At 41.7% G+C, this 25,552-nt stretch carries 27 protein-coding genes; 4 read left to right on the top strand and 23 right to left on the bottom strand.

The genetic code is table 11. The annotated features are described in order from the left end of the window. Nucleotides 1-64: 64 nt before the first annotated feature. From ADF68_RS09240 to ADF68_RS09200, 9 genes are all read right to left on the bottom strand, one after another. Nucleotides 65-259, bottom strand: a complete 195-nt coding sequence (locus tag ADF68_RS09240; protein ID WP_080979411.1) for a DNA-directed RNA polymerase subunit beta — start codon at nt 257-259, stop codon at nt 65-67. Further along, nucleotides 246-1,532, bottom strand: a complete 1,287-nt coding sequence (gene murA / locus ADF68_RS09235; RefSeq protein ID WP_049549557.1) for a UDP-N-acetylglucosamine 1-carboxyvinyltransferase — start codon at nt 1,530-1,532, stop codon at nt 246-248. Before murA ends, ADF68_RS09240 begins: the two co-directional genes overlap by 14 nt. Before the next feature lie 25 nt (nt 1,533-1,557). After that, on the bottom strand, nt 1,558-1,788 hold the full coding sequence (locus tag ADF68_RS09230) for a DUF1146 family protein (RefSeq protein ID WP_000615324.1): 231 nt from the start codon (nt 1,786-1,788) through the stop codon (nt 1,558-1,560). A gap of 56 nt (nt 1,789-1,844) precedes the next feature. Then, nucleotides 1,845-2,882 carry a SepM family pheromone-processing serine protease gene (locus tag ADF68_RS09225; RefSeq protein ID WP_049549556.1) on the bottom strand — a complete coding sequence of 346 codons (1,038 nt, stop codon included), beginning with the start codon at nt 2,880-2,882 and terminating at the stop codon, nt 1,845-1,847. Beyond that, a complete protein-coding gene (gene coaD, locus ADF68_RS09220; protein WP_049549555.1) occupies nt 2,866-3,354 on the bottom strand; it encodes a pantetheine-phosphate adenylyltransferase in 489 nt (162 codons plus the stop codon). The genes ADF68_RS09225 and coaD overlap by 17 nt, the downstream gene beginning before the upstream one ends. After that, nucleotides 3,344-3,883: a 16S rRNA (guanine(966)-N(2))-methyltransferase RsmD gene (gene rsmD, locus ADF68_RS09215; protein ID WP_045762698.1), complete on the bottom strand. Its 540-nt coding sequence runs from the start codon at nt 3,881-3,883 to the stop codon at nt 3,344-3,346. The genes coaD and rsmD overlap by 11 nt, the downstream gene beginning before the upstream one ends. A gap of 60 nt (nt 3,884-3,943) precedes the next feature. Then, nucleotides 3,944-4,936 carry an aspartate--ammonia ligase gene (gene asnA, locus ADF68_RS09210; RefSeq protein WP_049549554.1) on the bottom strand — a complete coding sequence of 331 codons (993 nt, stop codon included), beginning with the start codon at nt 4,934-4,936 and terminating at the stop codon, nt 3,944-3,946. A gap of 95 nt (nt 4,937-5,031) precedes the next feature. Further along, nucleotides 5,032-5,715 carry a Bax inhibitor-1/YccA family protein gene (locus ADF68_RS09205; RefSeq protein ID WP_049549553.1) on the bottom strand — a complete coding sequence of 228 codons (684 nt, stop codon included), beginning with the start codon at nt 5,713-5,715 and terminating at the stop codon, nt 5,032-5,034. A 54-nt stretch (nt 5,716-5,769) separates the two neighbouring features. Further along, complete coding sequence (locus ADF68_RS09200) at nt 5,770-6,510, bottom strand: TrmH family RNA methyltransferase (RefSeq protein WP_049549552.1); 741 nt, start codon at nt 6,508-6,510, stop codon at nt 5,770-5,772. A gap of 33 nt (nt 6,511-6,543) precedes the next feature. Between ADF68_RS09200 and ADF68_RS09195 the strand changes: the two genes are divergently transcribed. Together ADF68_RS09195 and yidC are read left to right on the top strand one after the other, a co-directional pair. Further along, nucleotides 6,544-6,822, top strand: coding sequence for an acylphosphatase (locus tag ADF68_RS09195; protein WP_049502928.1), 279 nt, complete (start codon nt 6,544-6,546; stop codon nt 6,820-6,822). A 77-nt stretch (nt 6,823-6,899) separates the two neighbouring features. Then, entirely contained in the window at nt 6,900-7,826 is a 927-nt protein-coding gene (yidC, locus tag ADF68_RS09190; RefSeq protein ID WP_049549551.1) for a membrane protein insertase YidC, read from the top strand. Between the two features lie 83 nt (nt 7,827-7,909). On the opposite strand, the gene pflA is transcribed toward yidC, so the two are convergent. The 12 genes from pflA to ADF68_RS09130 all read right to left on the bottom strand — a co-directional run bounded on the left by pflA (nt 7,910) and on the right by ADF68_RS09130 (nt 19,242). Further along, entirely contained in the window at nt 7,910-8,704 is a 795-nt protein-coding gene (gene pflA, locus ADF68_RS09185) for a pyruvate formate-lyase-activating protein (protein ID WP_001287990.1), read from the bottom strand. 133 nt (nt 8,705-8,837) lie between these two features. Then, complete coding sequence (locus tag ADF68_RS09180) at nt 8,838-10,091, bottom strand: diaminopimelate decarboxylase (RefSeq protein ID WP_049549550.1); 1,254 nt, start codon at nt 10,089-10,091, stop codon at nt 8,838-8,840. A gap of 72 nt (nt 10,092-10,163) precedes the next feature. After that, on the bottom strand, nt 10,164-10,988 hold the full coding sequence (purR, locus tag ADF68_RS09175) for a pur operon repressor (RefSeq protein ID WP_049549549.1): 825 nt from the start codon (nt 10,986-10,988) through the stop codon (nt 10,164-10,166). Nucleotides 10,989-11,089: 101 nt separating this feature from the next. Continuing rightward, entirely contained in the window at nt 11,090-12,031 is a 942-nt protein-coding gene (locus ADF68_RS09170) for a 3'-5' exoribonuclease YhaM family protein (protein WP_049549548.1), read from the bottom strand. Further along, a complete protein-coding gene (gene rmuC / locus ADF68_RS09165) occupies nt 12,021-13,277 on the bottom strand; it encodes a DNA recombination protein RmuC (RefSeq protein WP_049549547.1) in 1,257 nt (418 codons plus the stop codon). The genes ADF68_RS09170 and rmuC overlap by 11 nt, the downstream gene beginning before the upstream one ends. Nucleotide 13,278: 1 nt before the next feature. Then, nucleotides 13,279-13,941: a thiamine diphosphokinase gene (locus ADF68_RS09160; protein WP_049549546.1), complete on the bottom strand. Its 663-nt coding sequence runs from the start codon at nt 13,939-13,941 to the stop codon at nt 13,279-13,281. After that, nucleotides 13,904-14,560 (bottom strand): ribulose-phosphate 3-epimerase, encoded by a 657-nt coding sequence (gene rpe / locus ADF68_RS09155; RefSeq protein ID WP_049549545.1) that lies wholly within the window; start codon nt 14,558-14,560, stop codon nt 13,904-13,906. Before rpe ends, ADF68_RS09160 begins: the two co-directional genes overlap by 38 nt. A gap of 10 nt (nt 14,561-14,570) precedes the next feature. Further along, nucleotides 14,571-15,449: a ribosome small subunit-dependent GTPase A gene (rsgA, locus tag ADF68_RS09150; RefSeq protein WP_049549544.1), complete on the bottom strand. Its 879-nt coding sequence runs from the start codon at nt 15,447-15,449 to the stop codon at nt 14,571-14,573. A gap of 1 nt (nt 15,450) precedes the next feature. Continuing rightward, nucleotides 15,451-16,323 (bottom strand): 16S rRNA (adenine(1518)-N(6)/adenine(1519)-N(6))-dimethyltransferase RsmA, encoded by an 873-nt coding sequence (gene rsmA / locus ADF68_RS09145; RefSeq protein ID WP_049549543.1) that lies wholly within the window; start codon nt 16,321-16,323, stop codon nt 15,451-15,453. A gap of 49 nt (nt 16,324-16,372) precedes the next feature. Then, a complete protein-coding gene (locus ADF68_RS09140; protein WP_049549542.1) occupies nt 16,373-17,773 on the bottom strand; it encodes an SseB family protein in 1,401 nt (466 codons plus the stop codon). Nucleotides 17,774-17,905: 132 nt separating this feature from the next. Then, nucleotides 17,906-18,469: a ribonuclease M5 gene (gene rnmV, locus ADF68_RS09135; protein ID WP_049549541.1), complete on the bottom strand. Its 564-nt coding sequence runs from the start codon at nt 18,467-18,469 to the stop codon at nt 17,906-17,908. Continuing rightward, on the bottom strand, nt 18,466-19,242 hold the full coding sequence (locus ADF68_RS09130) for a TatD family hydrolase (protein WP_049549540.1): 777 nt from the start codon (nt 19,240-19,242) through the stop codon (nt 18,466-18,468). Before ADF68_RS09130 ends, rnmV begins: the two co-directional genes overlap by 4 nt. 155 nt (nt 19,243-19,397) lie before the next feature. Between ADF68_RS09130 and ADF68_RS09125 the strand changes: the two genes are divergently transcribed. Then, nucleotides 19,398-21,242 (top strand): APC family permease, encoded by a 1,845-nt coding sequence (locus ADF68_RS09125; RefSeq protein WP_049549539.1) that lies wholly within the window; start codon nt 19,398-19,400, stop codon nt 21,240-21,242. A 294-nt stretch (nt 21,243-21,536) separates the two neighbouring features. Here the strand turns inward: ADF68_RS09125 and ADF68_RS09115 are convergent, their stop codons facing one another. Both ADF68_RS09115 and rpmH read right to left on the bottom strand, forming a co-directional pair. Next, nucleotides 21,537-23,501 carry a peptide ABC transporter substrate-binding protein gene (locus ADF68_RS09115; RefSeq protein ID WP_049549538.1) on the bottom strand — a complete coding sequence of 655 codons (1,965 nt, stop codon included), beginning with the start codon at nt 23,499-23,501 and terminating at the stop codon, nt 21,537-21,539. Between the two features lie 248 nt (nt 23,502-23,749). Continuing rightward, complete coding sequence (gene rpmH, locus ADF68_RS09110) at nt 23,750-23,884, bottom strand: 50S ribosomal protein L34 (protein ID WP_000831905.1); 135 nt, start codon at nt 23,882-23,884, stop codon at nt 23,750-23,752. A 250-nt stretch (nt 23,885-24,134) separates the two neighbouring features. Between rpmH and ADF68_RS09105 the strand changes: the two genes are divergently transcribed. Further along, on the top strand, nt 24,135-25,301 hold the full coding sequence (locus ADF68_RS09105) for an IS30 family transposase (protein WP_049548801.1): 1,167 nt from the start codon (nt 24,135-24,137) through the stop codon (nt 25,299-25,301). The last annotated feature ends 251 nt before the right edge of the window (nt 25,302-25,552 follow it).

The following is a 25,552-nucleotide window of genomic DNA, read 5'->3' as shown; positions in this document are numbered from 1 at the left end:
GTTTGCTCTTTGATTTTCATTGAGTATTACATTTTACTTCCTAGAAAAAGACTGGTCTCCCAGCCTATTTCCCTGTAAATTTTGTGACGAGTTCGTGCCATTTTGCTGGCGCCAAAATAGCCCTAGGGTCTTCCCCTTTTCCTAGTATGCCATAGCCAATCATCAAACCAATTGCAAGCGCTAAAGCACCTAGAAGGAGAACTAGCATAACCAAGACAAAACGACGCAATACATATTTGGCTTCTTTATTCATCTTCATCAGCTTCCACACTTACCCGTTCAATCTTAGCTCCTAACTGAGCCAATTTTTCATGGAAACGGTAGTAACCTCTATCTAAATGGACAAGCTTTCCTACAACTGTTTCGCCTTCAGCTACCAAGCCTGTCAAAATCAAGGCTGCACTGGCACGTAAGTCTGTCGATAGAACTTCTGCCCCTTGGAGAGGCTGTCCTCCGACGATACGGGCTGTATCACGAATAATTTCTGAGTGCAAGCCCATACGACGCATTTCCTCTAAATGTTGAAAACGATTCTCAAATACAGTCTCTACCATAGTTGACTCACCTTGAGCAACGGTCATTAGAGCAGTAAACTGCGCTTGCATATCTGTCGGAAATCCTGGATGTGGTAATGTCTTAACATGAACCGCCTTTAATTTTTCACGTTGAGAACGAATACGAATTCCTTCGTCCTCATCGATGACTTCAACACCCATTTCCTGTAATTTAGCAATCAAGGGGCGATTATGTTCCCAGATAGCATCCAGAATCAAGACATCTCCACCTGTAATGGCAGCTGCTACCATGAAAGTCCCTGCTTCAATACGGTCTTGCACAACATTGTGGGTTGCACCGTGTAATTGTTCAACACCAGTAATCGTCACAGTTTCTGTTCCTGCCCCCTTGACTTTGGCACCCATTTTATTTAGGAGAACAGCCAAGTCGACAATCTCAGGTTCACGCGCAGCATTTTCAATGACAGTTACGCCGTTGGCAAGAGTTGCTGCCATCATCAAGTTTTGAGTAGCACCTACACTTGGAAAGTCCATGTAGATATGTGCACCGTGCAAGCGTTCCGCCTTAGCTTCAATATAACCAGCCGTTTGAGTGATCTCAGCCCCCATTGCTTCGAGTCCTTTAAGGTGGAGGTCTATCGGACGACTACCGATAGTACAGCCACCTGGCATCGAAACTTTAGCATGTCCCACACGAGCCAAGATTGGCCCCAATACTACAATAGAAGCACGCATCTTGCTGACATACTTATAGGGAGCTTCTTCTGTGATATCTCCAGTCGCATCAACTTCAACAATATGTGCTTCTTGATCAAAGTCTACTTTCGCATTTAATCCACGAACCACCTGATTCATGGTAAAAACATCCGATAAAATAGGAACATTTTTTAAGACTGTTTTTCCTTCACTTGCTAAAATAGTTGCTGCAAGCAGTGGCAAAACTGCATTTTTTGCGCCCTCGATGGTGACACTTCCAATCAAACGATTATCTCCACCTTGAACTACAATTTTTTCCATAGAGTATTTTCCTTCACTTACAATTTTAGAATAGTGTTCTAACTGCTTCTTGCCAAAGTTGGTAGAGATTTAGGAAAAAGGAACTAATCAGATATCCTAAACCGATACTACACAATACTACCAAGAGTCGAACCTTCTTCGCATTATCCTTTGTCACCTTCAAAATTTGATCCCATCTGACCAAATCTTTCAAGAGCTGAAAGACTAGGTAGACAAAAAACATATGACTACTAAGGGTAAAAAACAATTGAATCATTTGCCTATTATACCATCTTCTTTTTTTCTACGCTAGTTTAGGAATTCGCCTACTGTTTAGGGATTATTTTTCAAATAGTCAATCGCATCTTGAAGCGTTTTGACTGGAACGATTTTCATGTCTGTTTTAATCATTTGAGCTGCTTCTAGAGCTGTGTCATAATTACTCTTGGCATTTGGATTTGCTTTTTTAGCTTCTTCAGTTACTGGATTATTAGGAGCAAAGAATACAGTTGCTCCCTTTTTAGCTGCGGCCACAACCTTTTTATCAATTCCCCCAATGTCACCTACGTTGCCATCTCTATCGATGCTTCCTGTACCCGCAATAATCCGTCCATTTCGAAGAGTAGGATCTGCAATTTGCGTATAGATGGATAGACTAAACATCATCCCAGCACTAGGACCACCAATGCCTGCAGTTGAAAACTTGATTGGCACATCACTAGATACTTCTGTGCGGTCAATCAAACCGATTCCGATACCATTTTTCCCATTTTCCAGAGTAATGATTTTTCCTTCGGCAGTCTTGACTTTTCCATCCTCCTCATAGGTAACCTTAACCTGATCACCTAGAGTTTGAGAATTAACGTAGTCAACCATCTCCTTGGAGCTCTCAAAAGTCTTGTCATTCACAGCGGTTACGGTGTCAGCAATATTAAGAACTCCCTTGAAAGTCGAGTTATCTGTTACAGTCAAAACATAGACCCCCAGATATTTGAGCTCAATTTCCTTACCCGCCGTCTTCAGGCCTTGATATTTGGCCATATTTTGCGAAGTTTCCATGTAAAACTGGTTGATTCGCATAAATTCCGCATCTGACGAACCACCCGTCATTTCTTTGGCACTATGTATATCCGTGAAAGGTGTTAGCCAGGCATAAAACAAGTCAACCATTCTAGCGTGCTTAACTCCAACCGTCACAAATTGGTAGGAACCTCCCTCTTGGTCAGGTTGGTTATTAACTTGTAAAACCTTTCGAATATCTTCAGAAGTTCCTGGCACCTCGATATAATATGGCAGGGGCACCGTAAAAGCTATAAAAGTGATAACGAGCCCAATAATGAGATATAAGGGCCATCTAGTCTTTTTCTTCATCTTCTAATTCCTCCAAGACAGTATTTGGCACATATCCACTGATATCTTGATCAAATTTTAATAGTTCTCTGACAGCTGAAGAGCTGATATGAACATGCTCCGGCCGACTGTGGAGATAGATTGTCTCCATTTCTCCCGCTAATTTATGGTTGTAAAAATCAAAACTAGCTTCATACTGAAGATCCGTAGCATTGCGTAAACCACGCACTAAGATCTCTGCACCTAATCTTCTAGCAACGTCAACTACCAATTCATCGTGAGAAGCCATCACTTCCACATTTTTGAGATGTCCCACTGCTTTTTCAACAGTCTTCTTTCGACTCTCTATCGGTAAAAATCCCATTTTGTGTGGATTATAAAAAATCCCGACATACAATTTATCAAAGAGCTTACTTGCACGCTCGATGAGATCCAAATGTCCATTGGTCATCGGATCAAAGGAACCTGTAAATAGCCCAATCTTATCTGACATAAACCGTCACCTTACTAATTCCATATATTTTTTCCTTCCAGATACCCAAACAGGCGATTTCTTCTGGAAGTTCTACCGATTTATCGGTCTCACATACCACCATGACATCTTCTGAAAAAAGATTTCTCTCTGCCATTTTTTCAATATCTGACACGATTTGTTCTTTTGCATAGGGAGGATCCAAAAAGATGAGATCAAAGACTCCATCCACCTGCTCCAAAGCACGACTGGATTCCATTTTCAACAATTGAAACTTGGAAGTTTCCTTGGTCATCCGAATATTTTCTGCGACAATATTCTGGGCTCGACGATCTTTCTCAACCAGTACTGCACTGGACATTCCCCTTGAGACAGCCTCGATGGATAAACCACCACTACCAGCATAAAGATCTAACACACGTCCACCTTCAAAGTAGGGACCAATCATATTAAAAATAGCGCCCCTAACCTTGTCTGATGTTGGCCTTGTCGTTTTACCGTCCAGCGTCTTTAAAGGACGCCCACCGTAGATTCCTGATACGATTTTCATAACGTCTATTATACCAAATTCTTATCAAAAAAAGAAAATCGAACCTTACGGCTCGATTGATTAAAGAATATTTTCGTAAGTATCTCTCACTTCTTGCGGCCAAACACTGGTTTGGACTTCACCGATGTGCTTCTTACGAAGCAGGAACATAGCCATACGAGATTGGCCGATTCCTCCACCGATTGTCAATGGGAAGAGTCCATTTAGGAGAGCCTTATGCCATTCTAAAGTTAAACGGTCTTCATCTCCTGTGATAGCTACTTGGCGACGGAGAGTGTCTTCATCGACACGAATGCCCATTGAAGACAATTCAAAGGCTGCACCCAAATTATCATTCCAAACAAGGATGTCCCCATTCAAGCCATGATAGCCATTTTCAGACTCAGTTGTCCAGTCATCATAGTCTGGTGCACGTCCGTCATGAGGTTTTCCATCTGACAATTCTCCACCGATACCAATTAGGAAGACCGCACCGAACTCCTTACAGACAGCATTTTCACGTTCTTTTGGTGTCAAGTCTGGGTAGCGTTCTACCAACTCTTCTGTATGGATAAAGGTTATTTGCTTAGGCAAAATTGACTCAATATCGTAGCGTGCTTCCACTGCTAACTCTGTCAAACGAATAGCCTTATAAATCTTTTCTACCGTTTCTTTAAGATAGGCAAGATTGCGCTGTCCGTTTGGAATAACTTTTTCCCAGTCCCACTGGTCCACATAGACTGAGTGAGTTGCATCTAGCGAATCTTCGTCTGGACGAAGGGCCTTCATGTGAACAAAGAGGCCTTCACCCTCGCCAAAACCAAAACGAGCCAAGGTATGGCGTTTCCACTTAGCAAGTGAATGTACCACTTCATAGGTTTCGTCTGGAATTTGCAAAACCTTAACTTCCACGGCATTTTCCACACCTGATAAATTGTCCTGCATCCCATCCCCAACCTTACTCAAGATAGGACCTTGTACCTCAACCACTTCTAACTTATCTTTTAAATACTGGGTAAAGGTATTTTTTACAAAGGAAATTTCTTCCTGTTGATGGATAAAACTTTTCTTCATACATCTCTCCTTTTGAATAATAAGATGATTATACCCTTTTGCCAGTAAAAATGAAAGTAAAAATTAAAAAAAGAGCTCCACGGAGCTCTAAAAAATCAATCGTCACTACCGAAAATACGGAGCAAGCTAAGGAATACGTTGATAAAGTCCAAGTAAAGACTGAGCGCCAAAGAAACTGCCCAACCTGTTGCAACCTGACCACCTGACTCCTCATAAACATAGCGAATCTTTTGGTTGTCCCAAGCAATCAAGCCTGCAAAAACGAAAACCATGATAATGCTGATGATATAGTCAAAAAGGCTACTGTTTAAAAAGATATTGACAATCATAGCTAGTATGAGGCCCACTAAAGCTGCCAACAAGGCACGTCCCATACCGCTCAAGTCCTTCTTAATCACAACTCCGATAAGAGCCATCACAAAGAAGAGAGCTGCACTAGATACAAAGGCTGTCAAAACAGTACCTGGGGTATAGAGCGAGACAACGAAACTCAGTGTAAAACCGTTTAAAACGGAATAAAGCAAGAAAATTGGCAAGGCTGCTGGACTGTTTTTTAAAGCCATACTACTCGCTACATAGACCAGAGCAACTTCTACAAAGCCCGCAACTATTAGCCATACACGAGCATTCATCATAATTTGAACGAGCAAATCCTGGAAAGTTGTCAACATGAGTCCTGAGACAAGGGCTGATAAGCCAATTCCCAAACCTACAAAAGCATAGACTTTTGCATAGAATTGATTCAAACCAGAACGTTCTTGAATAATTGTTTGATTCATATCTTTTTCTCCTTATAAAAGTATTTTTATTGATTATAACAAAAATAAACTATTTTAACTCAAATAAAACATAAGTATACCCGCTGCAATGGCAACATTGAGACTTTCCGCCTGGCCCTTCATGCTGATATGAACCAGTTGGTCCGCCTGCTCTGCCATGAATGGACTAATGCCTTGACCTTCATTTCCCATGACCAAGGCGAAGTCCTCTTGACGAGCAAGTTCACGATAATCTTTAGAATTTTGGGACAAGGTAGTTGCTAGAATCAGTAAATCGCTCTTTTTAGCCTTTTCGCGAAATGTTTCAACAGACATGCGATAAATCGGCAAATGGAAATGACTTCCTTGCATGGAGCGAAGAGTTTTGAGGCTATAGATATCTGCTGACTTACTGGAAACAATGACTCCAGAAAAACCTGCCGCATCTGCCGTTCGAATCATAGTCCCAACATTTCCAGGATCCTGCACATCTTCTAAAAAGAGATACTTTCCTTGGCTCAAATCTGGCAACTGCTCCTCTTCCTTTTGGACAATGGCAACAATACCCTGAGGAGTTTGCGAATCTGCTAAATCAAGCAAGATTTCTTCAGTAACAAAGACAGTCTGGGAATAGTCCATTAATTTTTCGCCATACTCTGCAAGGGCAAATATTTTCTCAATCTTTGCACCAGCCTGAATAGCTTCTTCAAACAGATGCCAGCCCTCAATCAAGTAAGAGGTTTTCCGATATTTTTTTTGATGTAATTTTTTGGCATTTTTCACCACAGAATTGGCTTTAGAGGTTATAATAGTCATAGAAATATTATAACACAATCAAGGAGGTTTGGTATGCAAAAGGTTAAAATGATCGCCCAAGGTCGCGTCCAAGGAGTGGGCTTCCGCTGGGGTGTCTATACCCTAGCTCTAGAACTAGGTGGCATTACGGGTCGTGTCTGGAATAACGATGACGGAACCGTTGAGATTCTGGCCCAGGCAGAGTCTTCTGCCATTATGGCTAAGTTTATCCAAGAGATTCGAAAAGGCCCTACCCCATTCTCTAAAGTAACCTACCTAGATGTGCAAATGAGTAACTTTCCATCTTATTCAGACTTCAAAGTCGCAAATTAGGTCTCTAGAACTATTGTATATTTTCCAAAAAAACAGTAGAATAGAAAGGTATAATTTTTAAAGAAGGAATAAAAACAGTGAAATCTATTAAACGTTTTGCACTCTCAGCTATGGGAGTGGCTATGTTGCTTGTCTTGACTGGTTGCGTTCAGGTTGATAAAGCAACAGGTAAGCCAATTGGTCCCGTTTGGGAGTTCTTGGGTGCTCCGATGGGAGAAGCTATCAAGTACTTCGCCAATGATCAAGGCCTCGGTTTCGGTGTTGGAATCATCATCGTAACCATTATCGTTCGCTTGATTATCCTCCCACTTGGTATCTACCAATCATGGAAGGCAACGCTTCACTCTGAGAAGATGAATGCTCTCAAGCACGTTCTTGAACCACATCAGACTCGCCTGAAAGAAGCAACAACTCAAGAAGAAAAACTCGAAGCCCAACAAGCTCTCTTTGCTGCTCAAAAAGAGCACGGCATCAGCATGTTTGGCGGCGTGGGATGTTTCCCTATCCTCATTCAAATGCCTTTCTTCTCTGCTATCTACTTTGCTGCCCAACATACTGAAGGAGTTGCCCAAGCAAGCTACCTAGGAATTCCTCTGGGCTCACCTAGTATGATTTTAGTTGCCTTTGCTGGTATCCTTTACTATCTTCAATCACTCCTTTCTTTACATGGAGTTGAGGACGAAACTCAAAGAGAACAAATCAAGAAGATGCTCTATATGAGTCCTCTCATGATTGTCGTGTTCTCTGTCTTCTCACCAGCCAGCGTTACACTTTACTGGGTTGTCGGTGGTTTCATGATGATTCTTCAACAATTTATCATCAACTACATCGTTCGTCCAAAACTTCGTAAAAAAGTACGCGAAGAATTTGCTAAGAACCCACTAAAAGCAAGCAAAACTTCAATCACTCGTAAAGATGTGACCCCTGAACCAGCAACAGCTATCACAACTTCTAATAAGAAGAAAAACAAAAAACGCAATGCTGGAAAACAACATTCTAGATAAAAAATAAAAGGCTTAGCTTAAATGCTGAGTCTTTTCTATAGTCGAAAAGAGGCCGAGAAAAAATCCCGACCTCTTCTTTCATTTTATCCATGTACACGTTTCATGTAATCTTGATAGCTTTCTGTATCCATCAATTCCTTAGCATTCTTGACACGATCTGCTGTTGGAGGTTTAACTCCTTCAAGGGAATATGGAATCCCAAGTTCACGCCATTTGAACTCACCCATAGTGTGGTAAGGCAAGATTTCAAACTTATCAACATTTTTGAGAGTTTTTACAAACTTACCAAGTTCAATCAAATCCTCATCTCTGTCTGTCAATCCAGGTACAAGAACGTGACGAATCCAAACAGGTTTACCGATTTCTGACAAGTACTGAGCACAAGCCAAGATGTTTTTATTGGTTTGACTGGTTACAATCTTGTGTTGCGCTTCGTTGATTTCCTTGATATCAAGGAGAACCAAGTCTGTCACGGCCATCAACTTGTTGAACTTTTCTAGATAGCGTGGTTTGTTACGGAATGGAAGGGCACAAGTATCCAAGGTACAGTGGATACCTTTTTCCTTTGCCTTAGTAAAGAGGGCAATCAAGAAATCAATCTGCAAGAGGGCTTCTCCTCCACTGACTGTGATACCTCCCTTGTCACCCCAGAAACCACGATAACGAAGCGCTTCTTCTAGAACATCATCTACTGTTCGTACACGAGATTTATTTGTTTCCATAGCCCAAGTATCAGGGTTATGGCAATATTGGCAACGCATCTGACAGCCTTGCAAAAAGACAATAAAACGAATTCCAGGCCCATCTACCGCCCCAAAACTCTCTGTCGAATGCACCATTCCTGTCACTTGTCCATAGTCAATTATTTCCTCAGACATATCGTTACCTTCCTTGAAAACGTTTTATAGTCTTTATTATACCATGACTGAAAAGAAAAACCACAGATTTTGCCTATTTTTTAGAAAACAATCTGTTTTTCACTTTCAACTTTCATGATTTTCAAAATATTTATTAATCCTTGTCAAAATCAAAGCCATAGAGAGTCGCAAAATAGTCCTCTGGTCGCTCGGCTCGGCGGATCAAGCGTGCTCCACCATCCTCTGTATATAGAATTTCTGCCGAACGAAGCTTGGCATTGTACTGGTAACCCATAGAGAAGCCATGCGCACCTGTATCATGAATGACTAACAAATCACCAATTTCTGTTTGAGGTAGATCACGATTAACTGCAAACTTATCGTTATTTTCACAGAGAGAACCAACAACATCAACGATTTCAGTCTGACCATCAGGATGCATCATATTGGTGATGTGGTGATAGGCTCCATACATAGCCGGTCTCATCAGGTTGACAGCTGAGGCATCTACTCCAAGATAAGTTCGGTAGGTTTTCTTTTTATGGGTTACTTTAGTCACTAGAATTCCATGAGGTGCCAACATAAAGCGTCCTAACTCTGTAAAAATCTTAACTTGACCAAGACCTGCTGGTGTGAGGACTTCCTCATAAACCTGACGAACTCCCTCACCAATTACAGCGATATCATTTGGCTCCTGATCTGGACGATAGTTGACTCCGATTCCTCCAGAAAGATTGATGAAGTCCAGCGAAATTCCTAACTTTTTCTTGATTTCTACTGCCAATTCAAAAAGCTGACGTGCTAATTCTGGATAGTAGAGATGGGTCACTGTATTGGAAGCTAGGAAGGAATGAATCCCAAAGGTTTTAGCTCCCTTTTCTTTCAAGATGGCAAAGGCTTCAAAAAGCTGTTCCTTAGTCATCCCGAACTTAGCTTCACCAGGATTATCCATAATATCCGTACCCAGTTCAAATACTCCACCAGGATTGTAACGGCAAGAGATGATTTCTGGGATGCCTGCTGCACGTTCCAAATGCTCGATATCTTCAAAGGCATCCAAATTAATCGTCGCACTTAATTCACGGGCATAGGCATATTCTCGATCTGGGGTGTTGTTAGATGAGAACATCATATCCGCCCCTGAAAACCCAAGCCTGTGACTCATCAAAAGTTCAACATAACTAGAACAATCCACTCCACATCCTTCTTCTTGTAAGATTTTCAAGATGGCTGGAGTTGGCGTTGCCTTAACTGCGAAGTATTCTTTAAAGCCCTTATTCCAAGAAAAGGCTTTATTTACTGCTCGTGCTTTCTCGCGAATCCCTTTTTCATCGTAGAGATGAAAAGGGGTTGGAAACTCCCCAACAATCTTTTCTAAGGCTTCACGTTTAATAAATGGTGTTTTCATAGGACTCCTTCATATTCATTATCAAAGAAAGGCTGGGACGAAAGTTCCAACCTTTGTATTTCAAGTCAATTCTTATTTTTCTGTATCGAATATATTTCCAACTTCAACAGCAATTTGTTGGTTCTTCACATCAATGTTCGTGACTCTCAAGAGTGACTTGTAGTCGAACTGTTGTTCACGGTCTTCCTGTGCATTATCAGCAAAGACGGCTACTCCAGCCAACTCTGAATCAAACTCAGACAAGAGGCTAATCATCCCGTTAATGGTTCCTCCACCCTTCAAGAAGTCATCGACGATCAAGACACGACTTCCTGCTTTGAGGCTACGTTTTGAAAGGAACATCTTTTCGATACGGTCACTAGAACCTGAAACATAGTTGACACTAACAGTTGAACCTTCAGTGATTTTCAAGTCGCGACGGACAATGACAAATGGTACGTTGAGGACATTTGCTACCGCATTCGCAAGCGGAACCCCTTTGGTCGCAACAGTCATAACGGCATCAATCTTCTGATCCATAAAGCTCTTAGCAATAATGCGACCGATATTTTTCAAAATAGCTGGAGTGCTCAATAGGTCAGATAAATAAATGTAGCCACCTGGCAGAATGCGGTCACTCTCTGAAAGTTTATCACGAAGCTCTTCGATAATCGTTTTAGACTCGAGGTCAGATATTGATGGTGTAAAAATAACACCACCACCAGCACCTGTCACCGTTTGAATATGCCCGATTTCAATTTCTTCGAAGGCCCGTTTAATGATGACAATGTCTTCAGAAATAGACGATTTGGCAGATTCATACTTTTCCGCAAAGGTGTTGAGACTGGTTAATTTGTATGGATTGTTAATCAAGTAATTGGAAATGACAACCATCCGATCACTTCTTCTTAATTTCATTATATATTTACCATTCTTTTTTATTTAATCTTTCTTCATTATATCACACTAAAGCAAAAAAACGAACTTTATTGTCTAAATAAAGTTCATTTTTTTAGTTTCTAGTCTAATTTTGGCTTGTAGAAGGAACGATTGTCCATAGCAAATACTTTATTAGTCATTTCTCCATCATCAACAAGAGCCAGAGCTGTTGTCATCATCATCATACTGGCATCCAAATTGTCAATCATATGAATAATTTCTGCTTCCATAATTCGTGGACGAACAGGGCTACCGTACTCAAGGAGACCATGGTGACTGAGAATGACATGGCGAAGAAGGACAACCTCTTCTCTAGTATCATCAATGCCAAGCTCCATTACTGCTTTGGTAATCTCACTATCAATCAAAGCAATATGACCAATAAGGTTTCCTCTTACTGTGTACTCTGTCTGGTCGGGTCCCGTCAACTCGATTACCTTGGCTAAATCATGGAGCATGATTCCTGCATAAAGTAAACTTTTATTGAGCTGAGGATAAATATCTGCTATCGCTTCTGCCAAACGAACCATAGTAGCAGTATGGTAAGCAAGACCTGTCTCAAAAGCATGATGGTTGGTCTTAGCAGCTGGATAGGAGTAGAATTCCTTGTCATACTTGGTGTAGAGATTTCGAACAATTCGCTGCCAAATTGGATTTTCAATTTTAAAAATCATCTGCGCCATATACTCACGAATCTCTTTGGCATCTACTGGAGATTTAACCTTGAAGTCCGCTGGGTCATTTGGTTCGCCAGGTTGTGGTAAGCGAAGGGTGATTTGATTAACCTGAGGCGTATTGTTGTACACTTCACGACGACCTTGCATATGGACTACTTTCCCTGCTGTAAAGGTTTCAACATTGTGGGGTTGAGCATCCCAGAGCTTCCCTTCGATTTCTCCACTATCATCTTGGAAGGTGAAGGCTAGGTAGTTTTTCCCAGCACGTGTCTGTCTCAGGTCAGCTGACTTGATCAGGTAAAAGCCTTCAAAAAGCTCATCTTTCTTCATGTGACTAATCTTCATATTCTTCCTCATCTTCTTGGAATTGGAGCAAATCAAGCGCAGGCTCACCTTCTGATAACTCAATGCGACGAAGCGTTCGCTCGATAGCTGTAGTACGACGGTTTAATAAATCATCAATATTGCCAGAGGCATGTTGGAGATGTTTTTGTGCCTTGACCAAAATACCTCCAAACTTGCCAAATTCTGTTTTGACACTAGCTAGGGTTTTACTGATATGATCAGCACTCTTTTGGATATTAAGAGTTTTGAAGCCAACTGATAAGGAGTTAAGAAGAGCCGACAAGGTACTTGGACCTGCAACAATAATCTGTTCCTCCCGTCTCAAATCATCAAAGAAAATTGGATTGCGAACAATTTCTGAGTAGAGACCTTCTGTCGGTACAAACAAAACTCCAAAATTGGTTGTCCGAGGCGGCGCCAGGTACTTACTCTTGATATCCTTGGCAAAACGCTTGACGCTTGCTAGGAGAGACTTACGACAACGCTCAATTTCCTCCTTGTCACCTGCTTCATAGGCTTCTTCCAGACGGTAATAATCCGCCAATGGAAACTTGGAGTCAATCGGTAGGTAGACATATTCTTGGTCTCCTTGCCCAGGCAACTTAATAGCGTATTCCACACGTTCACTGGAGTTTTCAACAGTTGCAAATTCTCGTTCATACTGGGCAGGTGTCATGATATCTTCGATAATCTGCCCCAGTTGTAATTCTCCTAGAATTCCTCGCGTTTTAGTTCCAGAAAGGACTTTATTTAGGGCACCGACATCACGGGCGACCGTCTGCATTTCACCTAGACCACGATTGACAGATTCCAGTTGCTTGGAAACTGTCTCGAAAGACGCTTGCAAGCGTGTCTGCAAGGTCTTTTCTAGCTTTTCCTCAACCGTTTGGCGCATCTGCTCTAAACGTTGCTCATTTGACTCCTGCAAGGCCTGTAGTCGTTGGTCAGTCTTATCTCTGGTTTGGAGGAGGTTTTCATTCATCTCCTGTCGAACCTGAGTCAGACCTTGGTGCAATTCGATCCGCACCTCCTGCAAACGATCACTAACAGCCACTTCTAGATTTTTTTGGTTCAGCTGGCTTGCTTGTCTGGCTTGCTCAAAGCGATAATCTAACTGGTCTGATAAATGATCTGCCTGATCTTCCAAACTCTTACTTAGGTGTTTCTCCTGCTTATCCTGCCTTTGCCAAATAAGAAAGAGGCCGGCTAGATTAGCAACTAATAAAACAACAAGTAAACTTTCCATCCTACCTCCTGTCTTTGCTATGCAAGACAACCACATAGCCATCTGGGCAAGTCACCGAAACTTCCCTATCTATATATTCGTTAGAAGCGTAAACTTTCTTAAAGAAAAAATTCTCTTCAGTCAATTCGTACTTGGCTCCGATAATGGTTAACTGACTGTCCCTCACAGGCATAAAGGCCAGATAATCATAGTCCAAACGTGGTTCAAGTTGACTGGTCCCTTCTGGGCAATAGCTAATCAAATTTTGCCCATCCTCAATCTCTATTTGACGCATATAGGGCGCCAATTTAGGATTGCTAGGCAGAAAGACATTGGCCAGCATATGGTCAATGCGACCACCTAGGGCGCCAAAAATGGTCACTCGAGCTTGAGGATCTTTTTCAAAAACCGTTAACAGTGCTAGTTCCAGATCCGTATCATCTTTTTCTGGCTGGGCTTGGACAAAGTGTCGCGCACGTTTTTGAATCAACTGACGCTCTTCCATAGTCACAGAATCAAAATCCCCAACGGCTATAGTAAGAGGAAGTTTTTCCTCCAGTACCCAGAGTGAGCCACGGTCCACACCGACAAAGCAATCAAAATCTATCCTATAATGTCCACGGTCTCCACCAGCAAAAACTGCAACTTTAGTCCAGTTGTTTTCGGAGAGCTTGCACTCGTTCATTGACATCTCCCTTAAAGACATAAGACCCTGCTACAAAAACTGTTGCACCAGCTTCTTTGGCTTGAGCAATAGTTTTATCATCAATCCCACCATCCACTTCGATCTCAAAGTTCAAGCCCTTCTCCTCACGAAGTGCCACCAACTCACGAATCTTATCCATGGTTTCTGGCAGAAAGGCTTGTCCACCAAATCCAGGGTTAACCGTCATGACCAAGACTTGATCAACTAAGTGAAGCACGTGCTTGATAGCCTCAGCAGGCGTTCCAGGATTGATAACAACCGATGGTTTGACACCTAGAGAACGAATCTTTTGAAGAGCGCCATGGATATGAGGTGTTGCCTCTACGTGAATGCTGATGATATCTGCCCCTGCACGCGCAAAATCTTCTAGATGGTGTTCAGGATTAGAGACCATCAAGTGGCAATCAAAAACCATCTTGCTATGGGGGCGAAGGCTTTCGACCACACCTGCACCAAAGCTGATTTGTGGTACAAAGTGACCATCCATGATATCGATATGGGCGTATTCTGCCCCAGTTGCTTCTAGGCGTTTAATTTCACGTTCAAAGTTGGCATAATCTGCTGCCAGAATTGACGGAGCAATCTTGTATTGAGACATAGGTTTCTCCTTATTTTGGAATTTTTTTGCTGACTTTTTTATAGGTTTCTCTGCGATTCTCAATCTCACTGAGGAATTGCAGATAATTTTCAAAACGGAAGGGCGCAATAGTACCTTCTTCAACTGCTGGTTTCACTGCACAGGACGGCTCATGGGTATGGGTACAAGTGCGGAATTTGCAGTTTCGGCTGACACTAGCAATCTCTGGGAAGGCCTGATTGAGGTCTTCCGCCGTTGATACTTCATAGTCCAAGGATGAAAAGCCCGGTGTATCTGCGATTTTACCTCCATTGAGATTATAAAAACTAACCGCTCGAGTAGTGTGGCGCCCGCGACCCAGACTGTCTGAAATTTCTCCTGTTTCAAGATTGAGGTCTGGTGCGATTTTATTGAGAAGAGTTGACTTCCCAACACCTGTCTGCCCCATAAAGACTGTCACCTTGTTTGTCAATAGTGGCAAGAGCTCTTCCTTACTAGTCACAAAGTCGTAGCCGATGGCACGATAGGTCTGCTCGTAACAATCCAGTTCTAGTCGATCTGACAAGAGGTCCATTTTAGAAATATAAACGATAGGATGAATGCCCTTATGTTCTAAGAGAACCAAGAAACGATCCAACAAATTGCTATTAAAATCAGGTTCCTTGACAGACATGATTACTACAGCTTGGTCAATATTGACAATAGGCGGACGGACCAGACTGTTTTTCCGTTCATGAATCTTGAGGATATAGCCTTCTGAATTTTCCTCGGCAGAAAAATCTACCCAGTCTCCAACGTAGGGAGTATGGCCTTTTTTACGGAAATTCCCACGCGCGCGTGTTTGATAAACCTGACCCTCACTCTCCACATAGTAGAATCCTGCCAAGGCTTTAATGATTTGTCCCCGCATCTTAGAGTCCTTGCCCTTTAAGTGCATCTGCTAGGCTGGCAAACTCTTCCAAGCTGAGAGCTTCCCCACGCACACTTGGTGACAAGCCTGCTTGGTCCAAAGCCTTGGTCAGCTTGTCCTTGACCTCTTCAGTCTTGCCAAAGTAACCTGTCAAATTGTTCCACAAGGTCTTTCGGCGATGGGTGAAACTTGCCTTGGAAACCTTAAAGAAAAAGTTCTCGTCTTCAACTGCTACAGCTGGTTCTGGACGGCGCACCATTTTCAAAATAGCAGAGTCCACATTTGGTGCTGGTACAAAGACCGTACGAGGCACGATGAAGGCAACCTTGGCCGTCATGTAATACTGAACTGCAATCGACAAACTACCATAAGCCTTGGTATTTGGTTGTGCAGAGATACGATCTGCTACTTCTTTCTGCATCATGACGACAAACTCACTAAAAGGAATCCCACTTTCAATCAAGTGCATGAGAATAGGGGTCGTGATGTAGTAAGGTAAGTTAGCTACTACCTTAATAGGCAGGTCAGGATTTTTAAAATTCTGGATATGTTGCGCCAAATCAACCTTGAGAATATCTTCGTTAACTACGGTCACATTGTCAAAACCACGTAAAGTATCCACTAGGATTGGTACCAAACGGTGGTCAATCTCAAAAGCCATGACTTGAGCTGCACGCTCAGCTAAAAATTCAGTCAAAGCACCAATACCCGGCCCGATCTCAATGACATTAACCTGGTCATCAATCTCAGCCGTATCCACAATTTTTTGAAGGATATTGGTATCGGTCAAGAAATTTTGCCCGAAGGACTTTTTAAAGGTAAAACCGTGACGCTCCAGCACTGCCTTGGTCACGCTATAATCTGCAATTCTCATTTATTCTCTTTTCTAATTATTAAAGAACTCTCTAATTGCCTTCTAGTTCCTAACTGAGCTCTTGCATCTCTTTAAAAGCTGTTAGGCTAACATAGGCACCCGCTTCATAGTATTCCGTTGGATTAATGGCATAGTCAAAGCCTTCAATCATGCCTCCAGCTTCTTCAATCATGCCATTCCACTTTTCATCAAAGACCATTCTCAGACGTTTCCAATCAGTAAATACTGGGACGGAATTTCGTCCATCTTTTCCCTCTCTAACGGGAATATTAAAGTTAGCGTCTTTTTCCAAAACAAAGGAATTCCCTTCTGAATTATCCTCTGGGAATCCTGATGCTGCATCTAATGGAAGCAAGAATTTTGCCTTAGGCATAGCCATAGAGAAGAACTTGTAGTAAAGCCCATAAACTAGTTCTTGCTCTTCTGTAGTCGGTTGATCCATCTGTCCCATCAGGAGCATCCATCTTACCAGGTCAGGATTCATGACAGGCACTTGTATTTCTGGCAAATCAGAAAAATCTGGTTTTTGAACCAAGGCAGGAGCGCTGACGCTGACTTCCTTGGAATTAAAGATTGCTCCCATGGCACCGTTTAAGTAAAAGGCTGTCCCAAGGAAATTCTCAATCCCTGTTTTGTCTTCCGTATTTTCAATCAGTTTTACCACTGAGTTTGGTCGACTATCAATGGTTTCCTTGAATTGGCGATACCAAGATGGTGTCAACAGCATAATCATGGGATCAGTACACAGATAACCTTCCTCACCTCTGTCATAGGTCGTTGAGAAAAGGTAAGGTTCGCCTGTTTTTTCCGAATAAACTGCATAAACAGAATCTGCTACTAACAACTTGTCCTTGACGATTTCCGCTAGACGTTCCAACTTGCGAGTGTTGGCTTGATAGCTTTCTTCGCTTTCAGTTTCCTGATTTTGACGGCATTTCCATAAAAAGAGACGTAAAATCTCTACACTGTCATCAAGGCTAGCTGACAAATAGTCTTCATTAGTCAATTGACCCTCTTGGATGGCTACAAAAGCACGATAAAGGGCATCTGAATAGCTTGATAATTTTTGCTCTTCCTCAACACCTGAACTAAAGAGCACACTTCCTTTTTTCAATTTATCCAAAGAAGGAAGCCTATCAACCACTAGATGCGCGAGAACTTCATCAGTAAGACTATCTGCATCTTTGTTTTGACTGCTAAGTTTTTTAACCTCTACAGTACCAAGAGCGTCCATTCCTTGGTCAGGATTGCAAAACTGCAACTGATCTCCAACCTTGAGAGTCCCTTCTAAACTCCCAACGATCAATAATTGATTCGTTTCCTTCATTGGGAACAAATCTAAAACTCCAATACATGCATTGTTTTTAGATTCTTCTCTTTCATTCTGTGCTTCAGTTATTTCAGTTGCCTCTGCAGTTTCCGTCTTTTTTAAAAAATCAAAGATTCCCATAACTTTTCCTCATTAACTCCACACAAGGCTAATTCCGTGGAGCACTTTTCTAATGCTTGCTATCAAGCCTGATTAAACCGTATATGATTACTTCTATTGTATCATATTCCCCCTACATTTTGGGACGGTTTCTCAATTCTCATACGATTTCATGGCATCTTCAACTTCAGCTAGACTGATTCCAAATAATTCTAAACGCTTGAGAAGTTGTTTCCCATTGGAATAACCGATACGAAGATTCTCTCCTAGATATTCTCTGCGTTTTCGGCTGTCTGCTCCAGCTAGAAACCCTAATCGGATCAAGTCACTACGGCTAATATCAAAGTCACTTTCTGCTGCAAATTGCTCTGTGACTTGTTCCAGCGCTGTTTTCAAGTCTTCATAACTGGCATGTTCGATTCCTAGAGAACGTCCCTTGGTCTTGGACTTAGGAACTGCCTCATCACGTTTGAGAAAAGCGTGCTGCACTGATGGAACAGCCGTCATAATCATCCGACGAATGCGTTCCCCGTTGAAATCAGGATCTGTAAAGACAATCACCCCATGACGTTCATGTAAACGTTGAATTCGTTCAAGGTCCTGTTCATTGATAGCCGAACCACGAGTCTCATAGGTCTCCACGTCAAAGTAGCGTTTTAGATTTGCCGTATCGTCACGCCCTTCGACTACGATGACTTGGGAAATTTTCTCTTTCATGATTTACTTTCCAATCCAAAGATTCGTTCAGCATTGGTACTTGTCACTGCTGCCAATTCTTCTGTCGTCATGCCACGCAAGTCCGCAATAAAGTCTACTACATAGCGCGTGTAAGCTGTCTTATTTTCACGCCCACGCTTGGGTACTGGGGCTAAATAAGGTGCATCTGTCTCTACCAAAATCTTGTCCAAAGGAAGTTCTCTGGCAGCTTCTTGGATATCCGTCGCCTTCTTAAAGGTCACCACTCCTGAGAAGGAAATGGTCATACCAAGCTCAACAAACTTCTCAGCCCAATCCAAAGAACCTGAGAAGGAATGCATGATGCCGCCACGTGGACCAACTCCCTCACTCTTAATAATTTCATAGGTATCTTCGAGCGCATCACGTGTGTGAACCACAAAAGGTAAGTCCAGTTCCTTAGATAGCTGGATCTGACGACGAAAAACCTTTTCTTGAACTTCCTTAGATGCCGTCATCCAGTGGTAGTCCAAACCAATCTCGCCCAAGGCAACAACTTTTGGATGTTTTAGTTTTTCTAGCAAGTAATTCTCAACTTCCTCTGTATAGGTTCCTGCTTCCGTTGGATGCCAGCCAATCGTCGCATAGAGTTGGTCATACTTGTCCACTAGTTCAAGAGCACGCTCAATAGTCGGTTTGTCAAAACCAACAATATTCATCCGAGTCACACCCATTTCAGCTGCTAAGGCTATTTCTTCTGCTTCTCTTCCTGAAAATTCTTCCACATTCAAGTGGGTATGTGTATCAAAAATCATGTATATTCCCTCGTTTTTTCTACCTTCTATTATACCAAAAAACTAGTCTCATTCTTATAGGAAAAAATATTTTGAAATCACTCATTTTTTCTTGACGGTATTTTTTCGTAGCAGTATAATAACTCTTGTTGAAATTTTTCAGAAAAGGAAAGAAAATGTTTACAAAACTAAAATATACCTTTATTGGTCGTCCCCTTAAGTCCTTAACTGAAGGCGAGGGAGGACTACTTGGAAAAACGCAGGCACTCGCAATGCTATCAAGCGATGCTCTATCATCTATTGCCTACGGGCCTGAACAGGTCGTCCTCGTCTTGGCCAGCCTTTCTCCGCTTGCTATCTGGTGGAGTCTCCCTATTGGCATTTTTGTCCTCTTACTATTAGCTAGCCTGACCATTTCCTACCGGCAAATCATTCACGCCTACCCTCAAGGTGGAGGTGCCTATATGGTAACTCGAGAAAATCTATCTCCTGAGCTAGGTTTGATTGCTGGAGGAAGCCTGCTTGTTGACTATATGCTAACAGTTGCCGTATCCGTGGCTGCAGGAGCTGATGCTATCACAGCAGCACTGCCTACCCTCCACCCCTATAACCTCCACATCGCCATTTTTCTGGTCTGTTTACTCATGCTTTTGAATCTAAGAGGTTTGAAGGAATCCGCCAGTTCTTTGATGATCCCTGTCTATCTCTTTATCTTTAGTACAGTCTTCCTCTTATTGTTTGGTATCTTCCAACTGTTGACAGGCTCTCTAAGCTATCATGCAACTTCCTCTATTGGTCAAACCGTCCCAAGTCTCTCAATTGTCCTCATTTTAAGAGCCTTCACCAGCGGTTCGGCTTCACTAACAGGGGTTGAAGCTATCTCAAATGCCGTTCCATTTTTCAAGAGCCCTAAAGAAAAAAACGCAGCTCAAACATTGACCATCATGTCACTTATCCTTGGATTTCTATTTGCAGGGATTACCTTCTTAAACTACTGGATGGGAATTACCCCTCAACACGGAGAAACAATCCTCTCACAAATGGCTAAAGGGATTTTAGGGGATTCAGCTATCGGTCAGATTGTTTATTATCTCTTCCAATTCTCAACTGCCCTAATCCTAGCTGTCGCTGCAAATACTGGTTTTTCAGCCTTTCCGATGTTGGCTTACAATATGGCTAAGAACAAGTACATGCCCCATCTCTTTATGGAGAAGGGAGACCGCCTAGGTTACTCAAACGGTATCTTAACACTAGCCTTTGGTGCTATGATTCTTCTGCTCATTTTTAACGGAAATACAGAACGCTTGATTCCTCTCTATACTATCGGAGTTTTCGTTCCTTTTGCACTTTCTCAAACAGGGATGATTCGCCACTGGAAAAAAGAAAAAGGCTCTCATTTCTTAAAATCTGCCTTTGCTAATATCCTTGGTGCCATCATTTGTTACGCTATTGTCCTTATTCTACTCTTCTTCAGGCTTGGGGATATCTGGCCATTCTTCCCAATCATCCTGGTATTGACCTTCCTATTTCTGTCTATCCACAGTCATTACCAAAAAGTGGCGAAACAACTTCGACTTTATGAAGGAATTCAAAAGAAAGCCTACGATGGCAATGTCGTCCTTGTCTTAGTAGGAAATGTTACTCGAGTCAGCGTTGGAGCGATTAACTACGCTCAAAGTATAGGAGATGAAGTTTTGGCCATGCACATTTCCACCAAGGAAACCGAAGAAAAAGACCAAGAAATCCTCCAAGAATTTGCTGACTACTTCCCAAATATTACTCTTAAAACCATTAATACTAGCTATCGCGATATCATTACTCCTACAGTCCGCTATGTTCGAAAGATTTCTCAAGAAGCTAAGAACAAGAACTACACGGTTACAGTTCTTGTACCCCAGTTTATCCCTAATAAACCTTGGCAAAATATCCTACACAATCAAATGAGCCTTAAATTAAAATATGCTCTCAGATGGCACGAAGATGTCGTCGTTGCTAGCTACTCTTATCATTTGAAAGAATAAAGAAAAGGCATTACCAGAACCAACAAGCTCCTGGTAATGCCTTTTTCTGAATCTAGTCCCTAAAATTAGACTTATACTCAATGAAAATCAAAGAGCAAAACTAGGAAACTAGCCGCAGGCTGCTCAAAGCACTGCTTTGAGGTTGTAGATGAAACTGACGAAGTCAGCTCAAAACACTGTTTTGAGGTTGTGGATAGAACTGACGAAGTCAGTAACCATACCTACGGCAAGGCGACGTTGACGCAGTTTGAAGAGATTTTCGAAGAGTATTAAAATTTTATTGATAACCTTCTTCTATCGAACGTGGTTAGCCAAATCTTCTTGGGATTTTTTATTTGACTCAGCTTTTTCTTTTTGCCATTTTTCATAAAGTTCTTGGTACTGTTTAGCCGTCACAGGTTCCTTTTGCAATTCAACATATTTGTAGTTGTCCGCATCTCCTTTGTGTCCAACAAATGAGAAGGCCGCTGTAAATGGAACAGTCTTACGGAAGATAGGATTAGCCCCTCCACTTTGAACTGGTAGGAAGAGAGCACTATCTGTCAACCAAGCTTGAACTTCAGCAAATTTTTCATAACGTGTTTGCATATTTTCATTCTCATTATCTGCCGCACCCAACAACTCCCTGTAGGTAGCTAGACCAAGTTTTTCTTTGACTTCATTGTCTTTTCCTGGAGTCAAGCCAAGATTTTTCAACTGAGAACCAGAGTCTGGATCCAAGAGATCAAGATAGGTCTTCGGATATGAGAAATCTCCACTCCAACCTGAGATATCAATGTCATAGTCCTTTTGATCTGCGGTATCCGCAAAGAAGGTAGCATTGTCTTTCTCATCTGGAGACAATTGAATGATATCAATAACCACATTATCTGAACCAAGCGTCGCTTCAACGGTCTGCTTGAAGGAGCTTGCTTGCTGAACATCCAACTTAGCAGTCTGATCAACCAACATATCCAAGTGGATAGGGAAGGTCACGCCTTCTGCTTGCAAACTATCTTTAGTCTTGGCAAATTCAGCCTTGGCTTTTTCAGGATCCAAGAAAGCAGCTTGAGCATCATTCAGATTGATATTAGACCACTCTGTACCATAGTTGACCATCTTTTCATTGACCGCATCTCCAAAGTTTTTTCCACCAATTTGAACAAAGTTACTTGGTGTGACTGTATTTCTAAGGATTCGATCAGCCCCATCTTCTCCATTTGTCTGGGCAGCATAGGCATGACGGTCAAAGGCAAAGTTAATGGCCTGACGGAAATCTTTATTTTGCATAGCTAGACGAGAATCCGTCTTTTCTTTGTCCGTCTGTTTCATGGTTTGCTTGTAACTTTGACGATTGACATTGAAGAGATAGTAGAAGGTTATAGCATTTTGAGGGGTATAGGTAATCTTATCTTCATTCCCTTTTTTCAACTGATCAAACACAGAGCTTGTTGGGAAGATACGCCCGTCTGTATAGTTGCCTTCCAAGAATCCTCTAGCCAAACTATCTTGGTCTGAACCGTCAAAAAAAGAGAGCTTCACTTTCTCAATTTTAACATTGTCCTTATCCCAGTAATTAGGGTTTTTATCAAATTCAATCAAAGATTTTGATGTAAAGGACTTAAACAAGTAAGGACCATTTGACAAGATACTTGATGGCGTCACACTTCCAAAGTCATCTCCCTTAGCCTTCAAGAAGGCTTCATTTACCGGACTAAGGATACTTGCTGTTGTTTTAGAGTTCCAATAAGTCTCTGGTTGATTGAGGGTGTATTGTAGCGTGTAATCATCCACTGCCTTAACGCCCACAGTTGCAAAATCAGATGATTTCCCTTCAACATAGTCTGCTAGCCCTTTGATAGAGTCTTGTACCAAGTACAAGTTTTCAGCCTTTTTATCAGCCGCATACTTGAGACCAGTCACAAAGTCATGAGCTGTTACGTCCGCATACTCTTCTCCTTCAGAAGTGTACCATTTAGCTCCCTGACGGATTTTATAAGTGTAGGTCAAACCATCTTTTGACACAGTCCATGACTCAGCCATAGAAGGAATGAGGTTGCCATACCGGTCATTTTCCAACAAACCATCAATCAAGTTGGTTGTGATGCTAGAAGTGGAACCACGTGTTGAAGTAATGTAATCTAACGTATCCGGATTGCTGGCAAATACATAAGAGTAGGTTTTATCAGATGCATTTGACTGTGTCGAGCTACAAGCTACCATCAAGAAGCTAGCACTCAAAAGCCCAGCTCCTAGTAAGAGAGCTTTTGATTTTTTCATAAATATTCTCCATTTATATAGTATATGAAATATTATAGTGGATTGAAATAAGATATGAACAGAGAGATTAGGAAAGTCAAACTAATTTCTAGAAATATTTTTAGCAGTTGTAGTGTACTGTTATAAATTCAATCTCCTATATACACTATTATAGAAAAAATAGAAAGTAAATGCAGGCCATCATTTAGGGCAAAACAAAAGCCAGTAGACTCGAGTTCCTACTGACTTCATTGTTGAATTCGTTTGGTTTATGCAGCCAAAACTTTGCGTCCTTTACGACGACGAGCTGCCAATACGCGACGACCGTTTTTAGTTGACATACGGTTACGGAATCCGTGTTTGCGCGCACGACGTAGTTTACTTGGTTGATAAGTACGTTTCACGATGAATACCTCCTCATAGATTTTGTATTCGTTTAGCCGGCTATAAAGTGATCAGTTACTAAACATACTTTACTATTCTATCTGATTCTTTCGCATTTGTCAATAGCTCTGACAAATGTTTCCAGCTTTTTTGCAGGGGGTAATTTCTCAAAGTAACTTCCACTTTCCTGACCAAAGTGGAAATTAGTCTAAAACGGATTTTTATGGTGGAATTAAGTGTGAGACGTTTGTGGTAGAAATGAGGCCTACTATGATCAAACATAAACACCTTACCCTTTCAGACCGTAATGATATCCAATTAGGTTTAGAGCGCGGTGAAACCTTCAAAGCTATCGGGCAACTTATTCTAAAAGACCCGACTACTGTTTCCAAAGAAGTCAAACGAAACAGACTAGTCAGAGAGTCTACGTGTGATAACCTCCCTTGTCCTTTACTTGCCAAAGCTCCCTTTGTCTGTAATGGATGTCCTAAAAGAAGACAAAACTGTGGCTATCAGAAAATCTTCTACCTCGCCAAACAAGCTCAAAAGCAGTACGAACAAACTCTTGTCGAAGCTCGTGAAGGAACTCCTCTTAATTCTCAGACTTTCTGGAACATGGATAAAATTATTTCTGATGGGGTTAAAAAGGGACAACACATCTATCATATCCTCAAAACTCATAACCTTGATGTTAGCTCCTCAACTGTCTATCGACACATCCGAAAAGGTTACCTGTCTATCGCTCCGATTGATCTTGCTAGAGCTGTTAAATTTAAAGAAAGAAGAAAAAATAATCTACCTTCCATCCCTAAAGAAGCTAAAAAAGGCCGTTCCTATGAGGATTTCCAAAACTATTTAGCCCTTAATCAACTAGACTCTTGGCTGGAAATGGATACAGTTATGGGCAGAATGGGAGGGAAAGTCCTACTCACCTTCAACCTCTCTTTCTGTAACTTTATCTTCGCTAGACTTCTGGTTAATAAAACTGCCCTTGAGGTTACCAAACACCTTTATAAAATCAAGAACACTCTTCACCAAGCGGACAAAGATTTCTTCCAACTCTTTCCTGTCATTCTGACTGATAATGGTGGAGAGTTTGCCAGGGTTGATGACATCGAAATGGATGTTCGAGGAGAGAGCAAGCTCTTCTTTTGCGACCCTAATCGCTCTGACCAGAAAGGGAGAATTGAGAAAAATCACACGCTGATTCGCGACATTCTACCTAAGGGAACTTCCTTTGACAACTTAACTCAAGAGGATATTAATCTCGTCTGTTCGCATGTCAACAGTGTCAAACGCGCTGCTTTGAATGGAAAGTCAGCCTATGAACTCTTTGCCTTTACTTACGGAGAAGAAATTCCTAAACTTCTCGGCATTTCTAAAATACCTGCAGAAGATGTCTGTCAGTCTTCTAAATTACTCCAACATAAAATCTAAAAACTAACCAAAAAACCCATTCAAACGTCTCATACTAACTTCCACCATAGCGGAACTTAATCTGAAACGCTTTCAGATGAGGGGATTTTGTGCGCTCTTTTTTCTATTCCTTTCGACTACAAAAGCGATGAAATCAAGCATGAGTAAAACCAGTGGAACTTACCCTGACACGGAATTCCACTGGTTTTTACAATTTTTATCAGACTAACTTCCACTTCTACTAGCGGTGGAACTTAGTTTGGGAATTTAGC

The sequence above is a fragment of the Streptococcus pseudopneumoniae genome, from assembly GCF_001068775.1.
Taxonomy (GTDB): domain Bacteria; phylum Bacillota; class Bacilli; order Lactobacillales; family Streptococcaceae; genus Streptococcus; species Streptococcus pseudopneumoniae_N.
The sequence above is the reverse complement of the archived record's forward strand: the minus strand, read 5'-3'. Positions and strand labels throughout refer to the sequence as shown.

Excerpts from the sequence above, each read along its gene's own strand:
- ADF68_RS09225 (WP_049549556.1), bottom strand. The coding sequence starts at position 2,882 with ATGAAGAAAAAGACTAGATGGCCCTTATATCTCATTATTGGGCTCGTT.
- rsgA (WP_049549544.1), bottom strand. The coding sequence starts at position 15,449 with ATGCGGGGACAAATCATTAAAGCCTTGGCAGGATTCTACTATGTGGAG.
- ADF68_RS09200 (WP_049549552.1), bottom strand. The coding sequence starts at position 6,510 with ATGACTATTATAACCTCTAAAGCCAATTCTGTGGTGAAAAATGCCAAA.
- ADF68_RS09115 (WP_049549538.1), bottom strand. The coding sequence starts at position 23,501 with ATGAAAAAATCAAAAGCTCTCTTACTAGGAGCTGGGCTTTTGAGTGCT.
- ADF68_RS09105 (WP_049548801.1), top strand. The coding sequence starts at position 24,135 with ATGATCAAACATAAACACCTTACCCTTTCAGACCGTAATGATATCCAA.
- rsmA (WP_049549543.1), bottom strand. The coding sequence starts at position 16,323 with ATGAGAATTGCAGATTATAGCGTGACCAAGGCAGTGCTGGAGCGTCAC.
- rpe (WP_049549545.1), bottom strand. The coding sequence starts at position 14,560 with ATGTCTCAATACAAGATTGCTCCGTCAATTCTGGCAGCAGATTATGCC.
- ADF68_RS09230 (WP_000615324.1), bottom strand. The coding sequence starts at position 1,788 with ATGATTCAATTGTTTTTTACCCTTAGTAGTCATATGTTTTTTGTCTAC.
- pflA (WP_001287990.1), bottom strand. The coding sequence starts at position 8,704 with ATGTCTGAGGAAATAATTGACTATGGACAAGTGACAGGAATGGTGCAT.
- rsmD (WP_045762698.1), bottom strand. The coding sequence starts at position 3,883 with ATGAAAATCGTATCAGGAATCTACGGTGGGCGTCCTTTAAAGACGCTG.
- ADF68_RS09195 (WP_049502928.1), top strand. The coding sequence starts at position 6,544 with ATGCAAAAGGTTAAAATGATCGCCCAAGGTCGCGTCCAAGGAGTGGGC.
- murA (WP_049549557.1), bottom strand. The coding sequence starts at position 1,532 with ATGGAAAAAATTGTAGTTCAAGGTGGAGATAATCGTTTGATTGGAAGT.
- ADF68_RS09160 (WP_049549546.1), bottom strand. The coding sequence starts at position 13,941 with ATGAACGAGTGCAAGCTCTCCGAAAACAACTGGACTAAAGTTGCAGTT.
- asnA (WP_049549554.1), bottom strand. The coding sequence starts at position 4,936 with ATGAAGAAAAGTTTTATCCATCAACAGGAAGAAATTTCCTTTGTAAAA.
- ADF68_RS09140 (WP_049549542.1), bottom strand. The coding sequence starts at position 17,773 with ATGGGAATCTTTGATTTTTTAAAAAAGACGGAAACTGCAGAGGCAACT.
- purR (WP_049549549.1), bottom strand. The coding sequence starts at position 10,988 with ATGAAATTAAGAAGAAGTGATCGGATGGTTGTCATTTCCAATTACTTG.
- coaD (WP_049549555.1), bottom strand. The coding sequence starts at position 3,354 with ATGTCAGATAAGATTGGGCTATTTACAGGTTCCTTTGATCCGATGACC.
- ADF68_RS09125 (WP_049549539.1), top strand. The coding sequence starts at position 19,398 with ATGTTTACAAAACTAAAATATACCTTTATTGGTCGTCCCCTTAAGTCC.
- ADF68_RS09170 (WP_049549548.1), bottom strand. The coding sequence starts at position 12,031 with ATGAAGATTAGTCACATGAAGAAAGATGAGCTTTTTGAAGGCTTTTAC.
- ADF68_RS09180 (WP_049549550.1), bottom strand. The coding sequence starts at position 10,091 with ATGAAAACACCATTTATTAAACGTGAAGCCTTAGAAAAGATTGTTGGG.
- rmuC (WP_049549547.1), bottom strand. The coding sequence starts at position 13,277 with ATGGAAAGTTTACTTGTTGTTTTATTAGTTGCTAATCTAGCCGGCCTC.
- ADF68_RS09205 (WP_049549553.1), bottom strand. The coding sequence starts at position 5,715 with ATGAATCAAACAATTATTCAAGAACGTTCTGGTTTGAATCAATTCTAT.
- rnmV (WP_049549541.1), bottom strand. The coding sequence starts at position 18,469 with ATGAAAGAGAAAATTTCCCAAGTCATCGTAGTCGAAGGGCGTGACGAT.
- ADF68_RS09240 (WP_080979411.1), bottom strand. The coding sequence starts at position 259 with ATGAAGATGAATAAAGAAGCCAAATATGTATTGCGTCGTTTTGTCTTG.
- ADF68_RS09130 (WP_049549540.1), bottom strand. The coding sequence starts at position 19,242 with ATGATTTTTGATACACATACCCACTTGAATGTGGAAGAATTTTCAGGA.